The organism is Aeromicrobium sp. Leaf272 (genome assembly GCF_001422865.1).
GTDB lineage: Bacteria > Actinomycetota > Actinomycetes > Propionibacteriales > Nocardioidaceae > Aeromicrobium.
Window position 1 is genome coordinate 143917 of sequence record NZ_LMMY01000009.1, and the last position, 17786, is coordinate 161702.

Below are 17786 nucleotides of genomic sequence, written 5' to 3' on the forward strand. Positions count from 1 at the left end.
ACACGAAGCCGCCGCGACCGAAGCGCTGAAGCTTGTACCGCTCGGCGAAGGGCTTGCCGATGCCCTTGAACCCCTCGGGCCAGACGCCGGCGATCTCGCCGGTGCCGAGCAGACGCTCGGCGTCCTGGGTGCAGGCCAGGGTCGCGCCGGCACGTCGGGCCATCTGGCCCACGAAGGGCAGGGCGAAGACCAGGTCGGCGCCCAGTGGACGCAGGTCGCGGCCGCTGTACTTCTTGACCGCGTATCCGGTCATCACGCCGTCGAGCGGCACCGTGCCCGAGTGGTTGGCCACGAGGAGCGCGCCACCGTCGGTGGGGATGTTCTCCGCACCGCGCACCTCGAGCCGGAACCACGTCTCGGCGAGCGGCTCGACCGCGGCGATGAGGATCTCGGTGAGCTGGGGGTCGAAGCCGAACTCGTCGACCTCGAAGTCCCCGGTCAGCCGCTTGCGCAAGGCCGCGAAGGCGAGGGCGAGCCGGTGCTCCCAGTCGGAGCCGAGGACGCGCTGGGCCGCCTGCGCGACGGCCAGGACGATGTCCTCGACCGGCAGGCCGGGCAGGGTGGCCCTCCCAGATGCCGTGCGCGTCTCGCGTGCCGCCTCCTCGGCCGCAGCGGCGGCAGCAGCCGCGGCGTCCTCCTCGGTGACCGCCCGGAGCCGAGAACCCCCGGCGGTGGACCGCGACGAGGCGGGCCGCTTGGCCGAGGCACCCGTCGCACGCTTGGCCGAGGCGGCCTTCTTCGTCGCCCCGGGGCCGGTGGCGGCGGACTTCTTGGCGCCCGACGTCGTGCCCTTCGTGGTCTTGGCTGCGCCGGACGTCACGGCCTTCGTCGCGGCGGGCGGGGTCTCCACAGCCGGGGTGTCGGCGGGCTCCACGGGCTCGGCCGGTGCCGCGGCCTTGCGGACGGGCTTGCCCGACGCCGGGGTCTTGCCGGCGAGGGAGCGTGCGCCCGAGGAGGGCGAGCCTCCTCGGGAACCGCGTCCGGCTGCGCCCTTCGTGCCGATGGTGCGGCGCTCGTCCGTCATCGGCCACCTCCCAGGAGCGCCAGGACACCGGGTCGCTGCGCGAGTCGGAACTCCTCGAAGACCTGCTCGGTCGTGGCCGAGAGCTCGTAGCCGAAGATGTCGCGCAGGGCGCTGGTGTCGACCGCGCGGCCGTACGTCAGGAGCCGGTGCAGGTCGGGGGAGATCTCGCCGCCCATGCTGCGCACGATCCGTGCCGCAGCGGCACCGAAGCCGATGCCGGGCAGGGGCACCACGGGCTTGCCCATGCGGCGCGCGGCCTGCGACAGCAGCAGCACGCCGGACCCTGCCGCGTTGAACGTGCCGGGGCGGTCCTTCACGACCGACTGCTCGATGATCGAGAGCGTGTCCTGCAGCGAGAGGAACTGCAGCCGGGGGTCGAAGCCGATCACGGCCGGCAGCAGCGGGTTCAGGAAGTAGCTGCGCAGCGGCGACTCGATCTGCGGGTGCAGCGTCTGCGCGGCCCGCACGGTCGTGATCAGGATCTCGGGCCGACGCCGCGCGAAGCCGCGCACGTACGACTCCACCTCGACGACGTCCTTGGGGAAGCCGGTCCGCACCCCGCCGCGAGCGGAGTCGGACTCCATGAACAGGGCGGGGTCGCGGGGCGACGAGCCGTAGACGGCCACCGACGACCCGACGACGAGCTTGGAGACCGTGGTGGAACGCTGGCAGGCCGCCAGCAGCTGCATCGTCCCGATGACGTTGCGCTCCTTGACGCCGGAGCCGGAACGGCCCCGGGCCGGGGCGAGGTCGAGGTGGACGACGGTGTCGACGTCCTCGACCGCGATCACCTTCGCGACGACGGGGGTGCGGATGTCGGCGCGGACGAACTTGACGCCGCCGAGGTCGCCCTCCGGGGGGCGCAGGTCGATCCCCACCACGCGGTCGATCCCGGCGGACTCACCGAGATCGGCGAGATGGCGAGAGACGCGCGAGGCGAGAGTGCCCGAGACCCCCGTGACGAGGACGACCCGCCCCATAGGTCCCTACTTGCCGAGCTTGCGACGCTGGACGCGGGTTCGCTTGAGCATCTTGCGGTGCTTCTTCTTCGACATCCGCTTACGACGCTTCTTGATGACTGAACCCACGGATATGACCTCTGCTTGTTGCGGAACTGGCGGACGCCAAGACTACGCGACGACGGACGGGACGGCTCAGCCGGCCTCGTAGTAGGACTTCTGGAGGTAGTCCTCGACCGCCTTCTCCGGCACGCGGAAGCTGCGGCCGACGCGGATCGCCTCCAGCTGTCCGTTGTGGACGAGTCGGTACACGGTCATCTTGGAGACGCGCATCTGCGCCGCGACCTCCGCGACGGTCAGGAAGGTCGTTCCTGCGGTCATGTCCTCACCTTTGCTTTCGGGGCACCCGCGCCTCCCCGGCTTCCCCTCCGGCGACGCGTCACGAGTGCGTGCTGGGAAGCGTAGTGCCTCGTGGGACGTTTGGGATAGGGGAGACGAAAGTGGCCGGGCGCGACGGGCCCGCGCAGGTCACAGGTGCGGGTCGAGACCGAGCAGCGGGAAGGTGTCGGTGCGGGCCGCGAGGATCGAGCGGTCGAGCCAGCTGGCGGGGTCGTAGCCCAGCTCCCAGGCCCGGTACGAGGCGGACCGGCCGTCGGTCATGCGCTGCGGGGCCCGCACGCCCCGGAGCCGCTCCACGTGGTCGCGCCAGCCCTGGGTCGTCGCGGTCTCGGGGTCCACGTCGTGGTCCGCCAGGATCGCGAGCAGGTGCGTCCACGCCCTGGGCACGACCTCGGTGACCGCGTACCCGCCGCCACCGGTCGCCACCCACCGTCCGCCGCAGACCTCGCGGGCGAGGTCACGCACGGCCAGGTACGACGCGCGCTGGCCGTCGACGCTGAGCATCAGGTTCGTCAGCGGGTCGTCCATGTGGGAGTCGCACCCGTGCTGGGAGACGATGATCTCGGGTCCGAACTCGCGGATCACGTCGGGGACGATCGCGTGGAAGGCGCGCAGCCACCCCGCGTCGGACGTGCCGGGCGGGAGCGGGATGTTGACCGCCGAGCCCTCCGCGCCCGGGCCGCCGGTCTCCGTGGACCAGCCCGTGCCCGGGAACAGCGACTGCGGCCCCTCGTGGATCGAGATGGTCAGCACCCGCGGGTCGTCGTAGAACATGGCCTGGACGCCGTCGCCGTGGTGGGCGTCGACGTCGAGGTAGACGACCTTCTGCGCGCCCTGCGCCAGCAGCCACGCGATCGCGACGCCGAGGTCGTTGTAGATGCAGAACCCGCTCGCCGAGCCCGGCATCGCGTGGTGCAGGCCGCCCGAGACGTTGGCGGCGTGGGTGTTGCGCCCCGTCCAGACCCGACGCGCGGCTTCCAGGGTGGCCCCGGCGATGAGCGCGCTCGCGTCGTGCATGCCGCTGAAGACCGGGTTGTCCTCCGTGCCGAGGCCGACGCTCGGGTCGGCGTGGGTGGGGTGCTGCGACAGCTTGCGCACACGCTCCACATAGGCGGGCGTGTGGACGGTGCACAGCTCCTCGTCGGTGGCGGGCTCGGCGCCCACGACCTCGAGGTGGTCGAGCACGCCGAGCTCGCCGGCCAGGACCATCGTCAGGTCGACGCGCACCGGCGCCATGGGGTGCGCGGCACCGAAGTTGTACCCGGTGAGGCGTTCGTCGAAGACGAGGCAGGGCCCAGCGGTCTCGTCGCTCGCCCCGGTCGGTTCGGTGTCCGGCATGCTGGCAGCCTACGACGCGGAGAGCTCGGCCGAACGGCGTGCCGCCGCTTCGACCCCCGCACGCAGGGCCGCGTCGACGCCGTGGTCGTCGAACGTGCTGATGGCGGCGTGGGTGGTGCCGTGCGGCGAGGTGACCCGGCGGCGCAGCTCGGCGGGCTCGTCGTCGGTGTCGGCGAGCAGGGCCGCGGCTCCCCGGATGGTCTGCTCCGCCAGGGCCCGGGCGGTGGCGCGGTCGAGGCCGGCCGCCACACCGCCGTCGATCATCGCCTCGGCCAGGTAGAAGACGTAGGCGGGTCCGGAGCCGGAGACCGCCGTGACGCCGTCCTGCTGGTCCTCCGGCACCACGACGACCCGACCGCCGGTCTCGAGCAGGGCCACGGCCTCGGCCAGCCGCGTGTCGTCGCAGGCGGCGCCCGGCGAGACGCCGAACATGCCCTCCCCCACCAGCGCCGGGGTGTTCGGCATGGCTCGCACGACGGCGACGCCGTCGGCCAGCGCGCTCTCGTAGGTCGCGATGCGGACGCCTGCGGCCAACGACACGAGGGTGGCCGCGGGGTCGACGAGCGGGGCGATCTCGGCCACGACGGACGGCACGTCCTGCGGCTTCACCACGACGAGCACCACGCCGGCGCGCTGCACGGCCGCGGCGACGTCGGTGACCTCGACCCCGTGCCGCTGCCTCAGCTCCTCGGCACGCTCGGGCATCTTCTCGCTGACGACGAGGTCGACGGGGCGTCGGCCCGACGCGATCAGGGCGGTCAGCAGCGTCTCGCCCATGACCCCGCCGCCGAGGATCGCGATGCGTGCGGGGTCGATGCCGTCGCTCGAGGTACCAGTCATGACGCCAGCGTAGGCGGGCGTAGCGTCGTGGCCGTGCGCCGTGTCGACCCGTTCCTCCTGCTGCTGCTCGCCGTGGCCGTCGCCGGCTCCGTGGTCCCGGCGACCGGGCCGGCGTTCGAGGTCGTGCGGATCGCCTCCATGGTGGGCATCGGGCTGCTGTTCTTCCTCTACGGCGCGCGACTCTCGGCGGCCGAGACCCTGCACAACCTCCGGCACTGGCGGCTCCAGCTCAGCATCCTCTCGGTCACGTTCGTGGTCCTGCCCGTCCTGGGGCTCGGCGCCCGACTGCTGACCGACGCGTGGCTGTCCCCGCAGCTCGCCGCCGGCCTCCTGCTCGCCACGCTGGTCCCGTCGACGGTGCAGGGCTGCGTCGTCTACACCCGCATCGCTCGCGGCAACGTGGCCGCGGCCGTGGTGAGCGCCTCGACCTCGAACCTGCTGGGCGTGGTCCTGACCCCGGTGCTCGTCGCCCTGCTGCTGGGTGGCGAGGCCCGCGTCGACGCCGACTCCGTGCTGCGGATCGTGCTGCAGCTGCTCGCCCCGTTCGTGCTCGGCCAGCTCCTGCGACCCGTGGTCGGCGGCTGGGTGACGCGCCACGACACCGGGCTCAAGCGCTTCGACCGGTCCACCATCCTGCTGATCGTCTACGTCGCCTTCAGCGAGGGAGCCGAGGCGGGCATCTGGTCGGCCGCCCCCGTCCTGGACGTCGTCGCCGTGGCACTGCTCTGCGCGGCGCTGCTGGGCGCCGCCCTCGGCTGGTGCGTGGCCTGGGGACGGCTCGTCGGGTTCGACCGCGGCGACCGAGTGGCCCTGCTGTTCTGCGGCAGCAACAAGAGCCTGGCGAGCGGCCTGCCGATGGCGACCGTGCTGTTCCCCAGCGACGTCGTCGCGTTCGTCGTGCTGCCGCTCATGATCTACCACCAGCTGCAGCTGGTGGTCGGCTCCGTGCTGTCCAGCCGGCTGGGGCGATCGGGGGCCTAGGTCGTCCGTCCGCGTCGTCGCAGGTAGGCGTAGCACCTCTCGGCGGTCCGAACAGGTGCGTCACCTACCTCTGGCTGCCGCGACACGTGCGTCACCTACCTCCGGTGCCCGGTGGCGGCGAGGGCCACGCCGAGCCCGATCATCGACACGCCGCCGAGGGCGCCGACGGCCTCCCCACGCCGCGGCGACCGCGCGAACAAGGACCGCAGGCCGCTGGCCACGACGGCCCAGAGCCCGTCGCTCAGCAGACCGATCGCGAAGGCCACGAGTCCGAGCAGCAGCATCTGCGCGGGCACGTGGCCCGCTCCGCGGTCGACGAACTGGGGCAGCACGGCAGCGAAGATCATGAACGCCTTCGGGTTGGTGATCCCCACGACGAAGCCCTGCCGGGCCGCCACCCGCAGCGGGAGGCGCCGCTGCGGCGCAGCCCCGTCGACGTCGGCCATGGTGAGGTCCTTGCGGTGCCGCACCGCCTGCACCCCCAGCCAGACCAGGTAGGCCGCGCCGGCCAGCTTGACCACGGTGAACGCGAGCACCGAACGTTCCAGGATCGCGGACAGGCCGAGCGTCACCAGGCCCACGATCACGAGCAGCCCGGCGGAGTTCCCGACGACGGTCGCCAGGGCGACGGCGCGGCCGTAGGCGAGGGCGCGCCCGATCACGAACACGACGCTGGGCCCCGGGATGGCGATGAGCACGAGCGCGGCGAGGCCGAACGCGACCAGCTGGTCCAGGGAGATCATGGCCGCATCCTGGCACGCGGTCCCGTCGTCGGGGCGCTGTTCGCGGGGTCCGGCGCGTGACCCGTCAGGGACGTCGCGCGGCGTGCAGCCGGGCGAAGGCCAGGGCCTCCAGCAGGTCGGCCTCGCGCTCGGCCGTGTCCGAGGCCTTGCGGGTGTTGATCTCGACCACGATCTCGCCGTCGAAGTCGGACTCGGCGACGAGCTCGAGGAACTCCGCGCACGGCTGCGTCCCGCGCCCGGGCACCATGTGCTCGTCCTTCGGCGAGCCGGCCCCGTCGGCCAGGTGCACGTGGGCCAGGCGGCTGCCCAGCGTGCGCGCCATCGCGACCGGGTCGTCCCCGGCGGTCGCGCTGTGCGAGAGGTCGAGCGTGACGTGCGCGTACTCCTCGTCGACGGGGTTCCAGTCGGGCAGGTACGCGTGGAACTCGCGCTTGCCCGTGCGCCACGGGTACATGTTCTCCACGGCGAACACGACGCCGTGCTCGGCCTCGAGGTCGGCGATGCCCTCGACGAAGCCCTTGGCGTAGTCCCGCTGCCAGCGGAACGGCGGGTGCACCACCACGACCGACGCGCCGGTGGCGTGGGCCATCTCGGCGCTGCGGTGCAGCTTGCCCCAGGGGTCGGTGCCCCACACCCGCTGCGTGAGCAGCAGCGTCGGGGCGTGGATCGACACGATGGGGACGCCGTGGAAGTCCGAGAGCGCGCTGCAGGCCACCGCGTCGGTGCTCACGTCGTCGACGCCGACCATGACCTCGACGCCGTCGTAGCCCAGACGCGCCGCGGCCTCGAACCCGCTGGCCGTGCTGCCCGGGTAGACCGACGACGTCGACAGCGAGACCCGCAGCTGCGGGTCGGAGCGGCGCTCGGCAGGCTTCCGGGTCGACATGGCAGGGGCAGCCTAGATCAGCGGACCATGGTCAGGGGACCGGGCCTACAGGTGCGCGAGGTGCTCGAGGAGCACCCCTTCGCGCAGCGCCCACGGACAGATCTCGAGCTCGTCGACGTCGAAGAGGTCCATGGCGGCCTCGGCCACGACCGCGCCGGCCACCATCTGGTGAGCACGGTCCTGGGAGACACCGGGCAGGGCGGCGACCTCCTCGTCGCTCAGGTGGACGATCTCGGAGATGAGCGGGCGCAGGTCGGCGCGGTGCAGCACGCGCCTCACGTACCGACCCTCGCTCGACGGCGCGGCACCGCACATGCGCGCGAGGGACCGGAAGGTCTTGCTGGTGGCGACCGCCCGGTCGAATCCACCGCCACGCAGCAGCGGCCCGGCCACGTCGGCCATCACCGAGCGTGCGTGCAGACGCAGCTCGACGTGACCGCGCTCGCGACGCGGGTCCGACGAGAGCCAGTCGCGGGTGAGACGCCCGGCACCGAGCGGCACCGAGCGGGCGACCTCGGGCTCCTCGTCGGCTCCCACGGCGATCTCGAGCGACCCGCCGCCGATGTCGAAGACGCCGAGGCGGCCGGCGGACCAGCCGAACCAGCGGCGGACCGCGAGGAACGTGAGTCGAGCCTCGTCCTCGCCCGGGAGCACCTTGAGGTCGACGCCCGTCGACTCCCGGACCGCGGCCAGGACCTCGTCGGCGTTGTCGGCGTCGCGCACCGCGGAGGTGGCGAAGGCGACCACGCTGGAGCAGCCGCGCTCGAGCGCCTCGGACTGCGCCTCGCCCACGTACTTCACGAGCCGGGCGAGGCCCTCGCCGGTGACCCGGTTGTCGTCGCCGAGCTGCTCCGCCAGGCGCAGCGGCTCCTTGAAGGAGTGCGCCGGGAGCGGGGGTCCGCCACGGTAGGCGTCGACGATGAGCAGGTGCCCGGTGTTCGACCCGATGTCGAGGACGCCCATGCGCATGGCCCCATCCTCCCACGGATGCCCACGGCCGGGGCGCGGCGTCGGTCTCCGTACAGTGGACGCATGCCGGAGGTCGACCTGGGATTCCCGCGGACGTGGGTCGAGTTCGCGAACCCGGACGACGCCGACGAGGTGTTCCGGTGCGACCTCACGTGGCTCACGTCGCGGTGGACGTGCATCTTCGGCGGCGGCTGCGCCGGCATCTACGCCTCGAGCCCGGACGCCGGGTGCTGCACCCTCGGGGCGCACTTCGCCGACGACGAGGACCAGGCGCGCGTGGCCACGGCGGTCGAGCGCCTGACGCCGGAGCGCTGGTACCGCCACCCCGACGGCCCGAACCCGTTGGACGGGTCGTGGACCGAGACCGACGAGGACGACGAGCCCAAGACCCGCGCCGTCGAGGGCGCCTGCGTGTTCCACAACCCGCGTGGCTTCGAGGGTGGCTACGGCTGCGCGCTCCACGGGCTCGCGCTCGCCGAGGGCGTGCCGCCGCTGACGCTGAAGCCCGACGTGTGCTGGCAGCTGCCGCTGCGCCGCCAGTTCCGCGACGTCGAGCGCGGCGACGGCACCTCCTACTCGGAGGTCCAGATCGGCGAGTACGTCCGGGCCGCCTGGGGCCCCGGCGGTCACGACCTCGACTGGTACTGCTCGTCCAACACCGAGGCGCACGTGGCGCCGGAGCCGCTGTACCTGACCAACCGCGACGAGCTGGTGGCGCTCATGGGCGAGTCGGGCTACGCCGAGCTGGCGCGCCAGTGCGAGGACCACCTCGACGCCGGCGGCCCCAACCCCCACCCCGCGACGGTGGGAGCGACGCCGTGAGAGCCGCTGCGGGAGCGGTCCGATGAGCACCGCGCACCTCACGCTGGTCGACCCCGGTCGTCCGGACACCTGGGCCGTCTGGCAAGAATGGCCCATGCACCTCGACCACCTCTCGTACGCCGCCGGACCCGCTGGCCTCGACGCCACCGTGGCGGAGCTCTCCGAGGCCCTCGGAGCCACGTTCCTCGACGGCGGGGCCCACCCCCGCTTCGGCACCCGCAACATGGTGCTCCCCCTGCGCAACCGTCAGTACGTGGAGGTCGTGGAGGTCCTCGACCACCCGGCCGCCGACAAGGCCGCTTTCGGCCAGGTCGTGCGCCAGCGCACCGAGGCCGGGGGCGGCTGGATGGCCTGGTGCGTGTCGGTCGACGACATGGCCGAGGTCGAGCACCGGATCGGTCGGCACGCCGTGCCGGGCAACCGACGTCGCCCCGACGGCTTCAACCTCGAGTGGCGCCAGATCGGGACCAGCGGCATGAAGGCCGACCCGCAGCTGCCCTACGTCACCTGCTGGGACGTCCCGCCCGAGGAGCACCCGTCGCAGATGGCGCCGTCCGACATCGCCCTCACGGCCGTCGAGATGGCCGGTTCCCCGCAGCGGCTCTCGGACTGGCTGGGCGAGCCCGCCGTGACCGCACTCGAGGAGATCGCCGTCGAGTGGGTGGCACCCCACGGCCTGCCCGGCATCATGAGCGTCTCGTTCTCCACGCCGCAGGGCGACGTCCGCATCTGAGCCGTCCCCACGGACTGCCCGACATCGCCGCTTCCCTCCCGACGGGCGCCGGCCCCGGCGGGAGCCGACGTGACGCGGGCGCGCCCTGTGCGTGCGGCCGACCTCCTGTCGGCACCCGCGCCTAGGGTGGGCAGCATGCCCACTGCCAAGGCGACCAAGGCCGCCAAGCCCGTCTACGCCTGCGCGGAGTGCGGGTGGACCACCAGCAAGTGGGTGGGCCGCTGCGGCGAGTGCCAGGCGTGGGGCACGGTCGACGTCGCCTCCCCCGCCGCCCGGGCCGGTCGCACGGCCCCGGCCGCCACCGTCACCCCCGCCCGTCCGATCACCCAGGTCGAGGTCGAGTCGGCACGGTCCATCTCCTCGGGCATCGGCGAGCTCGACCGCGTGCTCGGCGGCGGTGTCACGCCCGGCGGCGTGCTGCTGCTCGCCGGCGAGCCCGGCGTCGGCAAGTCCACGCTGCTGCTCGAGCTGGCCGCCCGGTGGGCCCAGCAGGGCCGCCGCACCCTCTACGTCTCGGGCGAGGAGTCGGCCGGTCAGGTACGGCTGCGGGCCGAGCGCACCGGGGCCGTCCACGACGAGCTGTACCTCGCCGCCGAGACCGACCTGGGGGCCCTGCTCACCCACGTCGAGCAGGTGCGCCCGAGCCTGCTCGTGGTCGACTCCGTGCAGACGATCGGCTCGGCCGACGTCGACGGCGTCCCCGGCGGCGTCACCCAGGTGCGCGAGGTCGCCTCGGCGGTCATCCAGCGCGCCAAGGCCGAGGGCATCGCCACCCTGCTCGTCGGGCACGTCACCAAGGACGGCTCGGTCGCCGGTCCGCGGGTGCTCGAGCACCTGGTCGACGTCGTCCTCCAGTTCGAGGGCGACCGCGCCTCACGACTCCGTCTGCTGCGAGCGGTCAAGAACCGCTTCGGTCCGGTCGACGAGATCGGCTGCTTCGACCTGGCCGACTCCGGGCTCGTCGAGGTTCCCGACCCCACCGGCCTGTTCGTCAGCCGGCACGAGCAGCCGGTCCCGGGCACGTGCGTCACGGTCACGATGGAGGGTCGTCGCCCGCTCCTGGCCGAGGTGCAGGCGCTGGCGGTCGAGACGAACGCCCCGTCACCCCGTCGCACCTCCAGCGGCCTCGACTCCTCACGCGTGGCCATGATCCTGGCCGTGCTCACGCGGCACTGCGGCGTCAACCTGTCCCGCCACGACGTCTACACGGCGTCGGTCGGCGGCGCGCGTCTGGTGGAGCCGTCGGTCGACCTCGCGGTGCTCGTGGCGGCCGCGTCGGCCCAGGCCGACCGCGTGGCGCCGCGGGGTCTGGTGGTGCTGGGCGAGGTGGGCCTGGCCGGCGAGGTGCGCCCCGTGCGGCACACCGCCGAACGTCTGCGGGAGGCCGCCCGCCTCGGCTTCACCTCGGCCATCGTGCCCGCTCGATCCGAGGGTCTCGACGACGTCCCGCGCTCGCTGCGCGTCACCCAGGTGGCCGACGTCGTCCAGGCGGTGCTGGCCCTGCCGAGCGCGCGTGGTCGCGACACCCCCGCGCGGCCCTAGACTGCTCCCGTGGCCTCCCGACCCGACCTGCGCACCGTCCTGGCAGCGATCGCGCCCGGCACCGCCCTGCGCGAGGGGCTGGAGCGCATCCTGCGCGGCCGCACCGGCGCGCTCATCGTGCTGGGCCAGGACAAGGTCGTCGAGTCCGTCAGCACCGGTGGGTTCGCGCTCGACATGCCCTTCACCGCCACCGGCCTGCGCGAGCTGGCCAAGATGGACGGCGCGATCATCCTCGACTCCGACGCCCAGCGGATCCTGCGGGCCGCCGTGCACCTCATGCCCGACCCGTCGATCCCCACCGACGAGTCCGGCACCCGCCACCGCACCGCCGACCGGGTCGCCCGCCAGACCGGGCTGCCGATCATCTCCGTCTCGGCCTCGATGCACATCATCGCCCTCTACCTCGAGGGCACCCGTCACGTGCTCGAGGACGCGGGAGCGATCATCGGCCGCGCCAACCAGGCCATCGCCACGCTCGAGCGGTACCGCAGCCGCCTCGACGAGGTCTCCGACGCCCTCTCCGCGCTCGAGATCGAGGACCTCGTGACGGTGCGCGACGTCGCCGCCGTGGCCCAGCGTCTGGAGATGGTCAGCCGCATCGCCACCGAGATCGACCAGTACGTGCTCGAGCTCGGCACCGACGGTCGCCTCCTGGCGCTCCAGCTCGAGGAGCTGATCAGCGGGGTCGACGCCGAGCGCGAGCTGGTCATCCGCGACTACATGCCATCCGGCCGTCGCGGCCGCGCCGTCTCGACCGTCCTGAACGACCTCGCACGGATCGACTCCTCCGAGCTGGTCGACCTCACGAGCGTGGCCACGGCGCTGCGCATCGGCGCCGGCGACTCGCTCGACCACCCTCTCGCACCGCGCGGCTACCGGCTCCTCGCGCGCGTCCCGCGACTGCCCCACACCGTGGTCGACCGGCTCATCGACCACTTCGGCACGCTGCAGAAGCTGCTGGCCGCCAGCATCGACGACCTCCAGACCGTCGAGGGCGTCGGCGACCTGCGCGCCCGCGGCGTGCGCGACGGCCTTTCCCGCCTCGCCGAGTCGAGCATCCTCGAGCGCTACGTCTGACCCGTCCCCCTCGTCAGAGGTAGGTGACGCACCGAACCGGGCCGTCAGAGGTAGGTGACGCACCAGATCGCGCGTCCGAGAGGTACGACACCTACCGTCGACCCCTCAGCGAGGGGGTGCGCTGCCGGAGTCCACGACGGAGGCCACCGGCCTCACTCCTCGTCGGGCGCCGGGGTGGGGGTGGTCGTCCTCGGCGACGGCGAGCCGCTCGGCTTCGGGGTGGCGCTCGCGGAGCTGCTGGCGGTGGCCGTCGGCTTCGGCTTGGCAGCGGCCTGCCCGAGACGGAACTTCGCCGACCCGGGCTCGCCGCCGAGGGTGCCGATGCGCAGCGTGTACGTGCCGGGCGAGGCCCAGCCCTCCTTGGCCGAGCAGGCGGGCCCGGAACCGCGACCGGACCAGCTGGTGGCCACCGACGTCGACCACCCGGGACTCAGCGCGACCGGATCCTCGAGCAGCGCCGACCGGCAGACCGCCGAGTCCCACACCGCCGTGTCACCGCTGCTGATGACGGCCACGAGGTCGGCATCGGCTGGGTCGAGCGTGCAGCCCTTCGCCTCGGTGGTGGACACGAGGAGCTCCACGCGGACCGCCTTCTTGGCCCGCTGGTCGGCCGGGACGGTGGGCGTGATCCGCACCGCCTCCGGGTCGCACGGGGTGCTCGCCGTGGCGAGCGCCACCTGGACGTCCGACTGCGCGGCCTGGGTGGGCGCGGGCTCGGGCGTGGGTGTGCTGCCGGCCGACGTGGACGCCGACGGAGCAGGCGCAGCGGCCGGCGGGTCGTCGTCGGCGCCACCGGGCCAGAGGGTCACACCGACCCACACCAGTGCGATGACCAGGGCCAGCAGCATGAAGCGACGACGCCAGTAGATCGCCCGCGGGACGGGGCGTCGGACCGGTCGCGAGCTCACCCTCCGACCCTAGTTCGCGCGGCACCCGTGCGAGGATCGACGCGCCATGACCTCCTCCCCCAGCACACCGGTCGAGGACCTGCCCGGACTGCACGCCGCGGTGGTCGACTGGTTCGACGCGAACGCCCGCGACCTGCCCTGGCGGGGACCCGTCCGCCGCCCACGGCCCGGCACCCCCGCCGGCACCCCCGCCGGGGGGCCCGACGACCTGCCCGATCCGTGGGCCGTTCTGGTCTCCGAGCTCATGCTCCAGCAGACCCCCGTGTCCAGGGTGCTTCCGGTCTTCGAGACCTGGATGACGCGCTGGCCCACCCCCGCGTCGCTGGCCGCGGAGCCCTCGGGCGAGGCGGTTCGAGCCTGGGGACGACTCGGCTATCCGCGCCGGGCGCAGCGCCTGCACGCCGCGGCCGTCGCGATCACGACCGACCACGGCGGCCGGGTGCCCGACGACCACGCCGCCCTCCTGGCCCTTCCGGGGGTCGGCGAGTACACCGCCGCGGCCGTCGCCTCGTTCGCCTTCGGGCAGCGGCACGCGGTCATGGACACCAACGTGCGTCGCGTGCTGGCACGCGTGGTCCTCGGCCAGGCGTACCCCTCGACCTCGATCACGGCGTCCGAGCGACGACTGGCGGCAGCGCTGCTGCCCGCCGAGGGCGCCCACCGCTGGGCCGCGGCGACCATGGAGCTGGGCGCGCTCGTGTGCACCGCCCGGGCGCCGCGGTGCGACGTGTGCCCGGTGGCGGACCGCTGCCGCTGGCTCGTGCTGGGCCGACCCGACCACGACGGCCCGCCCCGCCGAGGACAGACCTGGGCCGGCACCGACCGCCAGTGCCGTGGTCGCCTGCTGGCCGTCCTGCGCGACGCCACGGAGCCGGTGGACCAGGGGCGGCTCGACGCCGTGTGGGACGACGCGGCGCAGCGCGAGCGCTGCCTGGACGCCCTGCTGGACGAGGGCCTCGCCCAGGTGCACCCCGACGGCACGTTCAGCCTGTGAGCGAGCGCCTCGGCGACGCTGCGGCGTGACTCAGGGGCTCAGGGGCTCAGGGAGCGTTCGGCGAGCTCGCGCCTCCACGGCGGCCGATGACGAGGGCGGCCACACCCGCGCCCACGCCCGCGACGAGAAGGAGCAGCCCGGCGATCCGGAAGGGCTTCGGCGCCGACCGGTAGTCGGCGATCTCCTCGTAGCTCTCGATCGAGATCGGGCACCCACCCTGGTCCTCGTCGACGAAGCCGGACGAGGGCGTGCCCTCCTGGACGCACACGGCCTCGGGCTCACCCGGCTGCAGTGCGAAGGCGAGGACGCCTGCCACCACGAGGGCTGCGGCGACGATGAGGAGCTTCTTGGCCTTCGAGGTCATCCCCGCATCCTCGCCCAGCACGACGACGGCGTCCAATCCCGGAGGGATCGGACGCCGTCGTCGTGACTGCTGCGTGCTGCTACTCGGAGCTGCCTGCCTCGACCGCGAGCGGGTCGTGGCCCTCGGTCAGCTCGAGGTCGGCCTTGGGCGTGCCCACGAACGTGAACACGGCCTCGGCACCCTCGCCCTCGACGTCGACCAGGACGATCTCGCCGGCCCGAAGCTCACCGAAGAGCATCTTCTCGGCCAGCGTGTCCTCGATCTCGCGCTGGATGGTGCGGCGCAGGGGGCGCGCACCGAGCACCGGGTCGAACCCGCGACGTGCGAGCAGGTCCTTGGCCGCGGTCGTGAGCTCGATGCCCATGTCCTTGTCGCGCAGACGGTCCTCGAGGTTGCGGACCATCATGTCGACCATCTGGATGATCTCGTCCTGCGTGAGCGGCGGGAACACCACGATCTCGTCGACACGGTTGAGGAACTCGGGCCGGAAGTGCTGCTTGAGCTCCTCGGAGACCTTGGCCTTCATCCGGTCGTACGACCCCATCGTGTTGTTCGCGTCGGCGAAGCCGAGCGAGACGCCCTTGCCGATGTCACGCGAGCCGAGGTTCGTGGTCATGATGATCACGGTGTTCTTGAAGTCGACCACGCGGCCCTGGGAATCGGTCAGGCGACCTTCCTCCAGGATCTGCAGCAGCGAGTTGAAGATGTCCGGGTGAGCCTTCTCGACCTCGTCGAACAGCACCACGCTGAAGGGCTTGCGGCGCACCTTCTCGGTGAGCTGGCCGCCCTCCTCGTAGCCGACGTAGCCGGGAGGCGCACCGAACAGTCGTGCCACGGTGTGCTTCTCGCTGTACTCGCTCATGTCGAGCTGGATGAGCGCGTCGTCGTCGCCGAACAGGAAGTTGGCGAGCGCCTTGGACAGCCACGTCTTGCCGACGCCCGAGGGCCCGGCGAAGATGAACGACCCACCGGGACGACGCGGGTCCTTCAGACCCGCACGCGTGCGGCGGATGGCGCGGCTGAGGGCCTTGATGGCCTGGTCCTGGCCGATGACCCGCTTGTGCAGCTCGGCCTCCATGTTGAGCAGGCGGCCGGACTCCTCCTCGGTCAGCTTGACGATCGGGATGCCGGTGGCGAGCGCCAGGACCTCGGCGACGAGCTCCTCGTCGACGACGGCCACGACGTCCATGTCGCCGGCCTTCCAGGCCTTCTCACGCTCGGCCTTGGCGAGGATGAGCTTCTTCTCCTCGTCACGCAGGGAGGCCGCGGCCTCGAAGTCCTGCGCGTCGATGGCGCCCTCCTTGCGGCGGCGGACGTCGGCGATCTTCTCGTCGAACTCCTTGAGGTCCGGCGGAGCCGTCATGCGGCGGATGCGCAAGCGCGAGCCGGCCTCGTCGATGAGGTCGATGGCCTTGTCCGGCAGGAACCGGTCCGACACGTAGCGGTCGGCCAGCGTGGCGGCCGCGACCAGCGCGTCGTCGGTGATGGTGACGCGGTGGTGCGCCTCGTACCGGTCGCGCAGGCCCTTGAGCATGTCGATCGTGTGGGCGATCGAGGGCTCCGGCACCTGGATCGGCTGGAAGCGGCGCTCGAGCGCCGCGTCCTTCTCGAAGTGCTTGCGGAACTCGTCGAGCGTCGTGGCGCCGATCGTCTGCAGCTCACCACGGGCCAGCATCGGCTTGAGGATGCTGGCGGCGTCGATCGCGCCCTCGGCGGCACCGGCACCGACGAGGGTGTGGATCTCGTCGATGAACAGGATGATGTCGCCGCGGGTGCGGATCTCCTTGAGCACCTTCTTGAGGCGCTCCTCGAAGTCGCCGCGGTAGCGCGAGCCGGCCACGAGCGCGCCGAGGTCGAGCGTGTAGATCTGCTTGTCCTTGAGCGTCTCGGGCACGTCGCCGCGGACGATGTCCTGGGCGAGACCCTCGACGACCGTCGTCTTGCCGACGCCGGGCTCGCCGATGAGCACCGGGTTGTTCTTGGTGCGGCGGCTGAGGACCTGCATGACGCGCTCGATCTGGTTCTCGCGACCGATCACGGGGTCGAGCTTGCCCTCGCGGGCGGCCTGCGTGAGGTTGCGACCGAACTGGTCGAGCACGGCCGACGTGCTGGGCGCGGCCTCGGCGGGGGCGCCGGAGGTCTCGGCCTCCTTGCCCTGGAAGCCGGAGACCAGCTGGATGACCTGCTGGCGGACGCGGTTGAGGTCGGCGCCGAGCTTGACGAGGACCTGGGCGGCGACGCCCTCGCCCTCGCGGATCAGGCCGAGCAGGATGTGCTCGGTGCCGATGTAGTTGTGGCCGAGCTGCAGCGCCTCGCGCAGGCTGAGCTCGAGGACCTTCTTGGCGCGCGGCGTGAACGGGATGTGCCCGCTGGGCGCCTGCTGGCCCTGGCCGATGATGTCCTCGACCTGTCCGCGGACGGCCTCGAGCGAGATGTCGAGGCTCTCCAGGGCCTTGGCGGCGACGCCTTCACCCTCGTGGATGAGGCCGAGGAGGATGTGCTCGGTGCCGATGTAGTTGTGGCTGAGCATGCGCGCCTCTTCTTGGGCGAGCACGACGACGCGACGGGCGCGGTCGGTGAACCTCTCGAACATGGGGCCCCCTTGATCGGGTGTGTTCTTGTCAGTCTAGGTGCGGGTGCCCCAGCGCACTGCGGGACGTCCACGTACGTCACACAACTGGAACCCGGGGCCGGGTGTTCCGCTGTTCACCCTGGGCGTAACCAGCGCCACCCCCGCCGCGGGCACCGGGGCGCAGGGCTCGCCCTCAGGGGGTGCTCGGGCCGGCTCGGCGATTCCCATCACCTGATGGGAATCGCGAGCTCACCATGGCTCTCCCCCACCCACCATGGCGGACCTTCGCAGGTGAGTGAGGGAGAGCCAAGGTGAGTGAGGGCGGGGCGTCCACACTGCGAGATCGTCGCCAGGCGTCGCCGATCGGGCGCACCGTGGGAGGGACACACCCCCGACGACGTCCGGAGCGACTCCTCATGACCCTCACCGCACCCGATCCCACGACGACGGCCTCCACGGTCGCGGTGCGACAGGTGGGTGGACGCATCGGCGCCGTGGTCTCCGGCGTGCGTCTCGGTGGCGACCTGACGGCTGCCGAGGTGCGTGACGTCCGCGCCGCGCTGCTGCGCCACAAGGTGATCTTCGTCCGCGGGCAGCACCACCTCACCGACGCCGAGCACCACGCGTTCGCCGCC

18 protein-coding genes and 1 pseudogene are annotated in these 17786 nt (G+C 72.6%); 7 read left to right on the plus strand and 12 right to left on the minus strand.

What is annotated here, in order from left to right; all coding sequences use genetic code 11:
* The 6 genes from ASF38_RS02230 to proC form a co-directional block, all read right to left on the minus strand.
* On the minus strand, positions 1-1024 hold a 1024-nt coding region (locus ASF38_RS02230; RefSeq protein ID WP_056573350.1), incomplete at its 3' end, for a 1-acyl-sn-glycerol-3-phosphate acyltransferase.
* On the minus strand, positions 1021-2004 hold the full coding sequence (locus ASF38_RS02235; protein ID WP_055963949.1) for an NAD-dependent epimerase/dehydratase family protein: 984 nt from the start codon (positions 2002-2004) through the stop codon (positions 1021-1023). The genes ASF38_RS02235 and ASF38_RS02230, both read right to left, overlap by 4 nt.
* Positions 2005-2010: 6 nt before the next feature.
* The gene (locus ASF38_RS16980; RefSeq protein ID WP_012359487.1) at positions 2011-2112 is read right to left on the minus strand and encodes a 30S ribosomal protein bS22; all 102 of its coding nucleotides are present in this window, start codon (positions 2110-2112) and stop codon (positions 2011-2013) included.
* A gap of 66 nt (positions 2113-2178) precedes the next feature.
* A complete protein-coding gene (locus ASF38_RS02240; protein ID WP_055963945.1) occupies positions 2179-2364 on the minus strand; it encodes a helix-turn-helix domain-containing protein in 186 nt (61 codons plus the stop codon).
* A 147-nt stretch (positions 2365-2511) separates the two neighbouring features.
* Positions 2512-3720, minus strand: coding sequence for an acetoin utilization protein AcuC (locus ASF38_RS02245; RefSeq protein WP_056556016.1), 1209 nt, complete (start codon positions 3718-3720; stop codon positions 2512-2514).
* 9 nt (positions 3721-3729) lie between these two features.
* Positions 3730-4560 carry a pyrroline-5-carboxylate reductase gene (gene proC, locus ASF38_RS02250; protein ID WP_056556019.1) on the minus strand — a complete coding sequence of 277 codons (831 nt, stop codon included), beginning with the start codon at positions 4558-4560 and terminating at the stop codon, positions 3730-3732.
* 33 nt (positions 4561-4593) lie between these two features.
* Here proC and ASF38_RS02255 point away from each other — a divergent pair, with 33 nt between their 5' ends.
* Positions 4594-5541, plus strand: a complete 948-nt coding sequence (locus ASF38_RS02255; protein WP_200914373.1) for a bile acid:sodium symporter family protein — start codon at positions 4594-4596, stop codon at positions 5539-5541.
* A gap of 95 nt (positions 5542-5636) precedes the next feature.
* Here the strand turns inward: ASF38_RS02255 and ASF38_RS02260 are convergent, their stop codons facing one another.
* From ASF38_RS02260 to ASF38_RS02270, 3 genes are all read right to left on the minus strand, one after another.
* Positions 5637-6284, minus strand: a complete 648-nt coding sequence (locus ASF38_RS02260; protein WP_056573355.1) for a LysE family translocator — start codon at positions 6282-6284, stop codon at positions 5637-5639.
* Positions 6285-6348: 64 nt separating this feature from the next.
* On the minus strand, positions 6349-7170 hold the full coding sequence (locus ASF38_RS02265; RefSeq protein WP_055963929.1) for a sugar phosphate isomerase/epimerase: 822 nt from the start codon (positions 7168-7170) through the stop codon (positions 6349-6351).
* Between the two features lie 45 nt (positions 7171-7215).
* Entirely contained in the window at positions 7216-8139 is a 924-nt protein-coding gene (locus ASF38_RS02270; RefSeq protein WP_056573359.1) for a Ppx/GppA phosphatase family protein, read from the minus strand.
* A 63-nt stretch (positions 8140-8202) separates the two neighbouring features.
* Here ASF38_RS02270 and ASF38_RS02275 point away from each other — a divergent pair, with 63 nt between their 5' ends.
* The 4 genes from ASF38_RS02275 to disA all read left to right on the plus strand — a co-directional run bounded on the left by ASF38_RS02275 (position 8203) and on the right by disA (position 12313).
* Complete coding sequence (locus tag ASF38_RS02275) at positions 8203-8961, plus strand: hypothetical protein (RefSeq protein ID WP_056573360.1); 759 nt, start codon at positions 8203-8205, stop codon at positions 8959-8961.
* A 94-nt stretch (positions 8962-9055) separates the two neighbouring features.
* Positions 9056-9694: a VOC family protein gene (locus tag ASF38_RS02280; protein ID WP_055966205.1), complete on the plus strand. Its 639-nt coding sequence runs from the start codon at positions 9056-9058 to the stop codon at positions 9692-9694.
* Positions 9695-9829: 135 nt separating this feature from the next.
* Positions 9830-11236: a DNA repair protein RadA gene (gene radA / locus ASF38_RS02285; protein ID WP_056557153.1), complete on the plus strand. Its 1407-nt coding sequence runs from the start codon at positions 9830-9832 to the stop codon at positions 11234-11236.
* Between the two features lie 9 nt (positions 11237-11245).
* Entirely contained in the window at positions 11246-12313 is a 1068-nt protein-coding gene (disA, locus tag ASF38_RS02290; RefSeq protein WP_056573363.1) for a DNA integrity scanning diadenylate cyclase DisA, read from the plus strand.
* Positions 12314-12465: 152 nt separating this feature from the next.
* Here the strand turns inward: disA and ASF38_RS02295 are convergent, their stop codons facing one another.
* Positions 12466-13221 carry a hypothetical protein gene (locus ASF38_RS02295; protein ID WP_055963918.1) on the minus strand — a complete coding sequence of 252 codons (756 nt, stop codon included), beginning with the start codon at positions 13219-13221 and terminating at the stop codon, positions 12466-12468.
* Between the two features lie 46 nt (positions 13222-13267).
* On the opposite strand from ASF38_RS02295, the gene ASF38_RS02300 reads away from it, so the two are divergent.
* Positions 13268-14215 carry an A/G-specific adenine glycosylase gene (locus tag ASF38_RS02300; RefSeq protein WP_056573368.1) on the plus strand — a complete coding sequence of 316 codons (948 nt, stop codon included), beginning with the start codon at positions 13268-13270 and terminating at the stop codon, positions 14213-14215.
* A gap of 46 nt (positions 14216-14261) precedes the next feature.
* Here the strand turns inward: ASF38_RS02300 and ASF38_RS02305 are convergent, their stop codons facing one another.
* Together ASF38_RS02305 and ASF38_RS02310 are read right to left on the minus strand one after the other, a co-directional pair.
* Positions 14262-14579 (minus strand): hypothetical protein, encoded by a 318-nt coding sequence (locus ASF38_RS02305; RefSeq protein WP_156364860.1) that lies wholly within the window; start codon positions 14577-14579, stop codon positions 14262-14264.
* Between the two features lie 79 nt (positions 14580-14658).
* On the minus strand, positions 14659-17172 hold the full coding sequence (locus ASF38_RS02310) for an ATP-dependent Clp protease ATP-binding subunit (protein WP_055963909.1): 2514 nt from the start codon (positions 17170-17172) through the stop codon (positions 14659-14661).
* 395 nt (positions 17173-17567) lie between these two features.
* Between ASF38_RS02310 and ASF38_RS18610 the strand changes: the two are divergent.
* A pseudogene (locus ASF38_RS18610) lies at positions 17568-17786 on the plus strand (taurine catabolism dioxygenase); the annotation flags it as partial.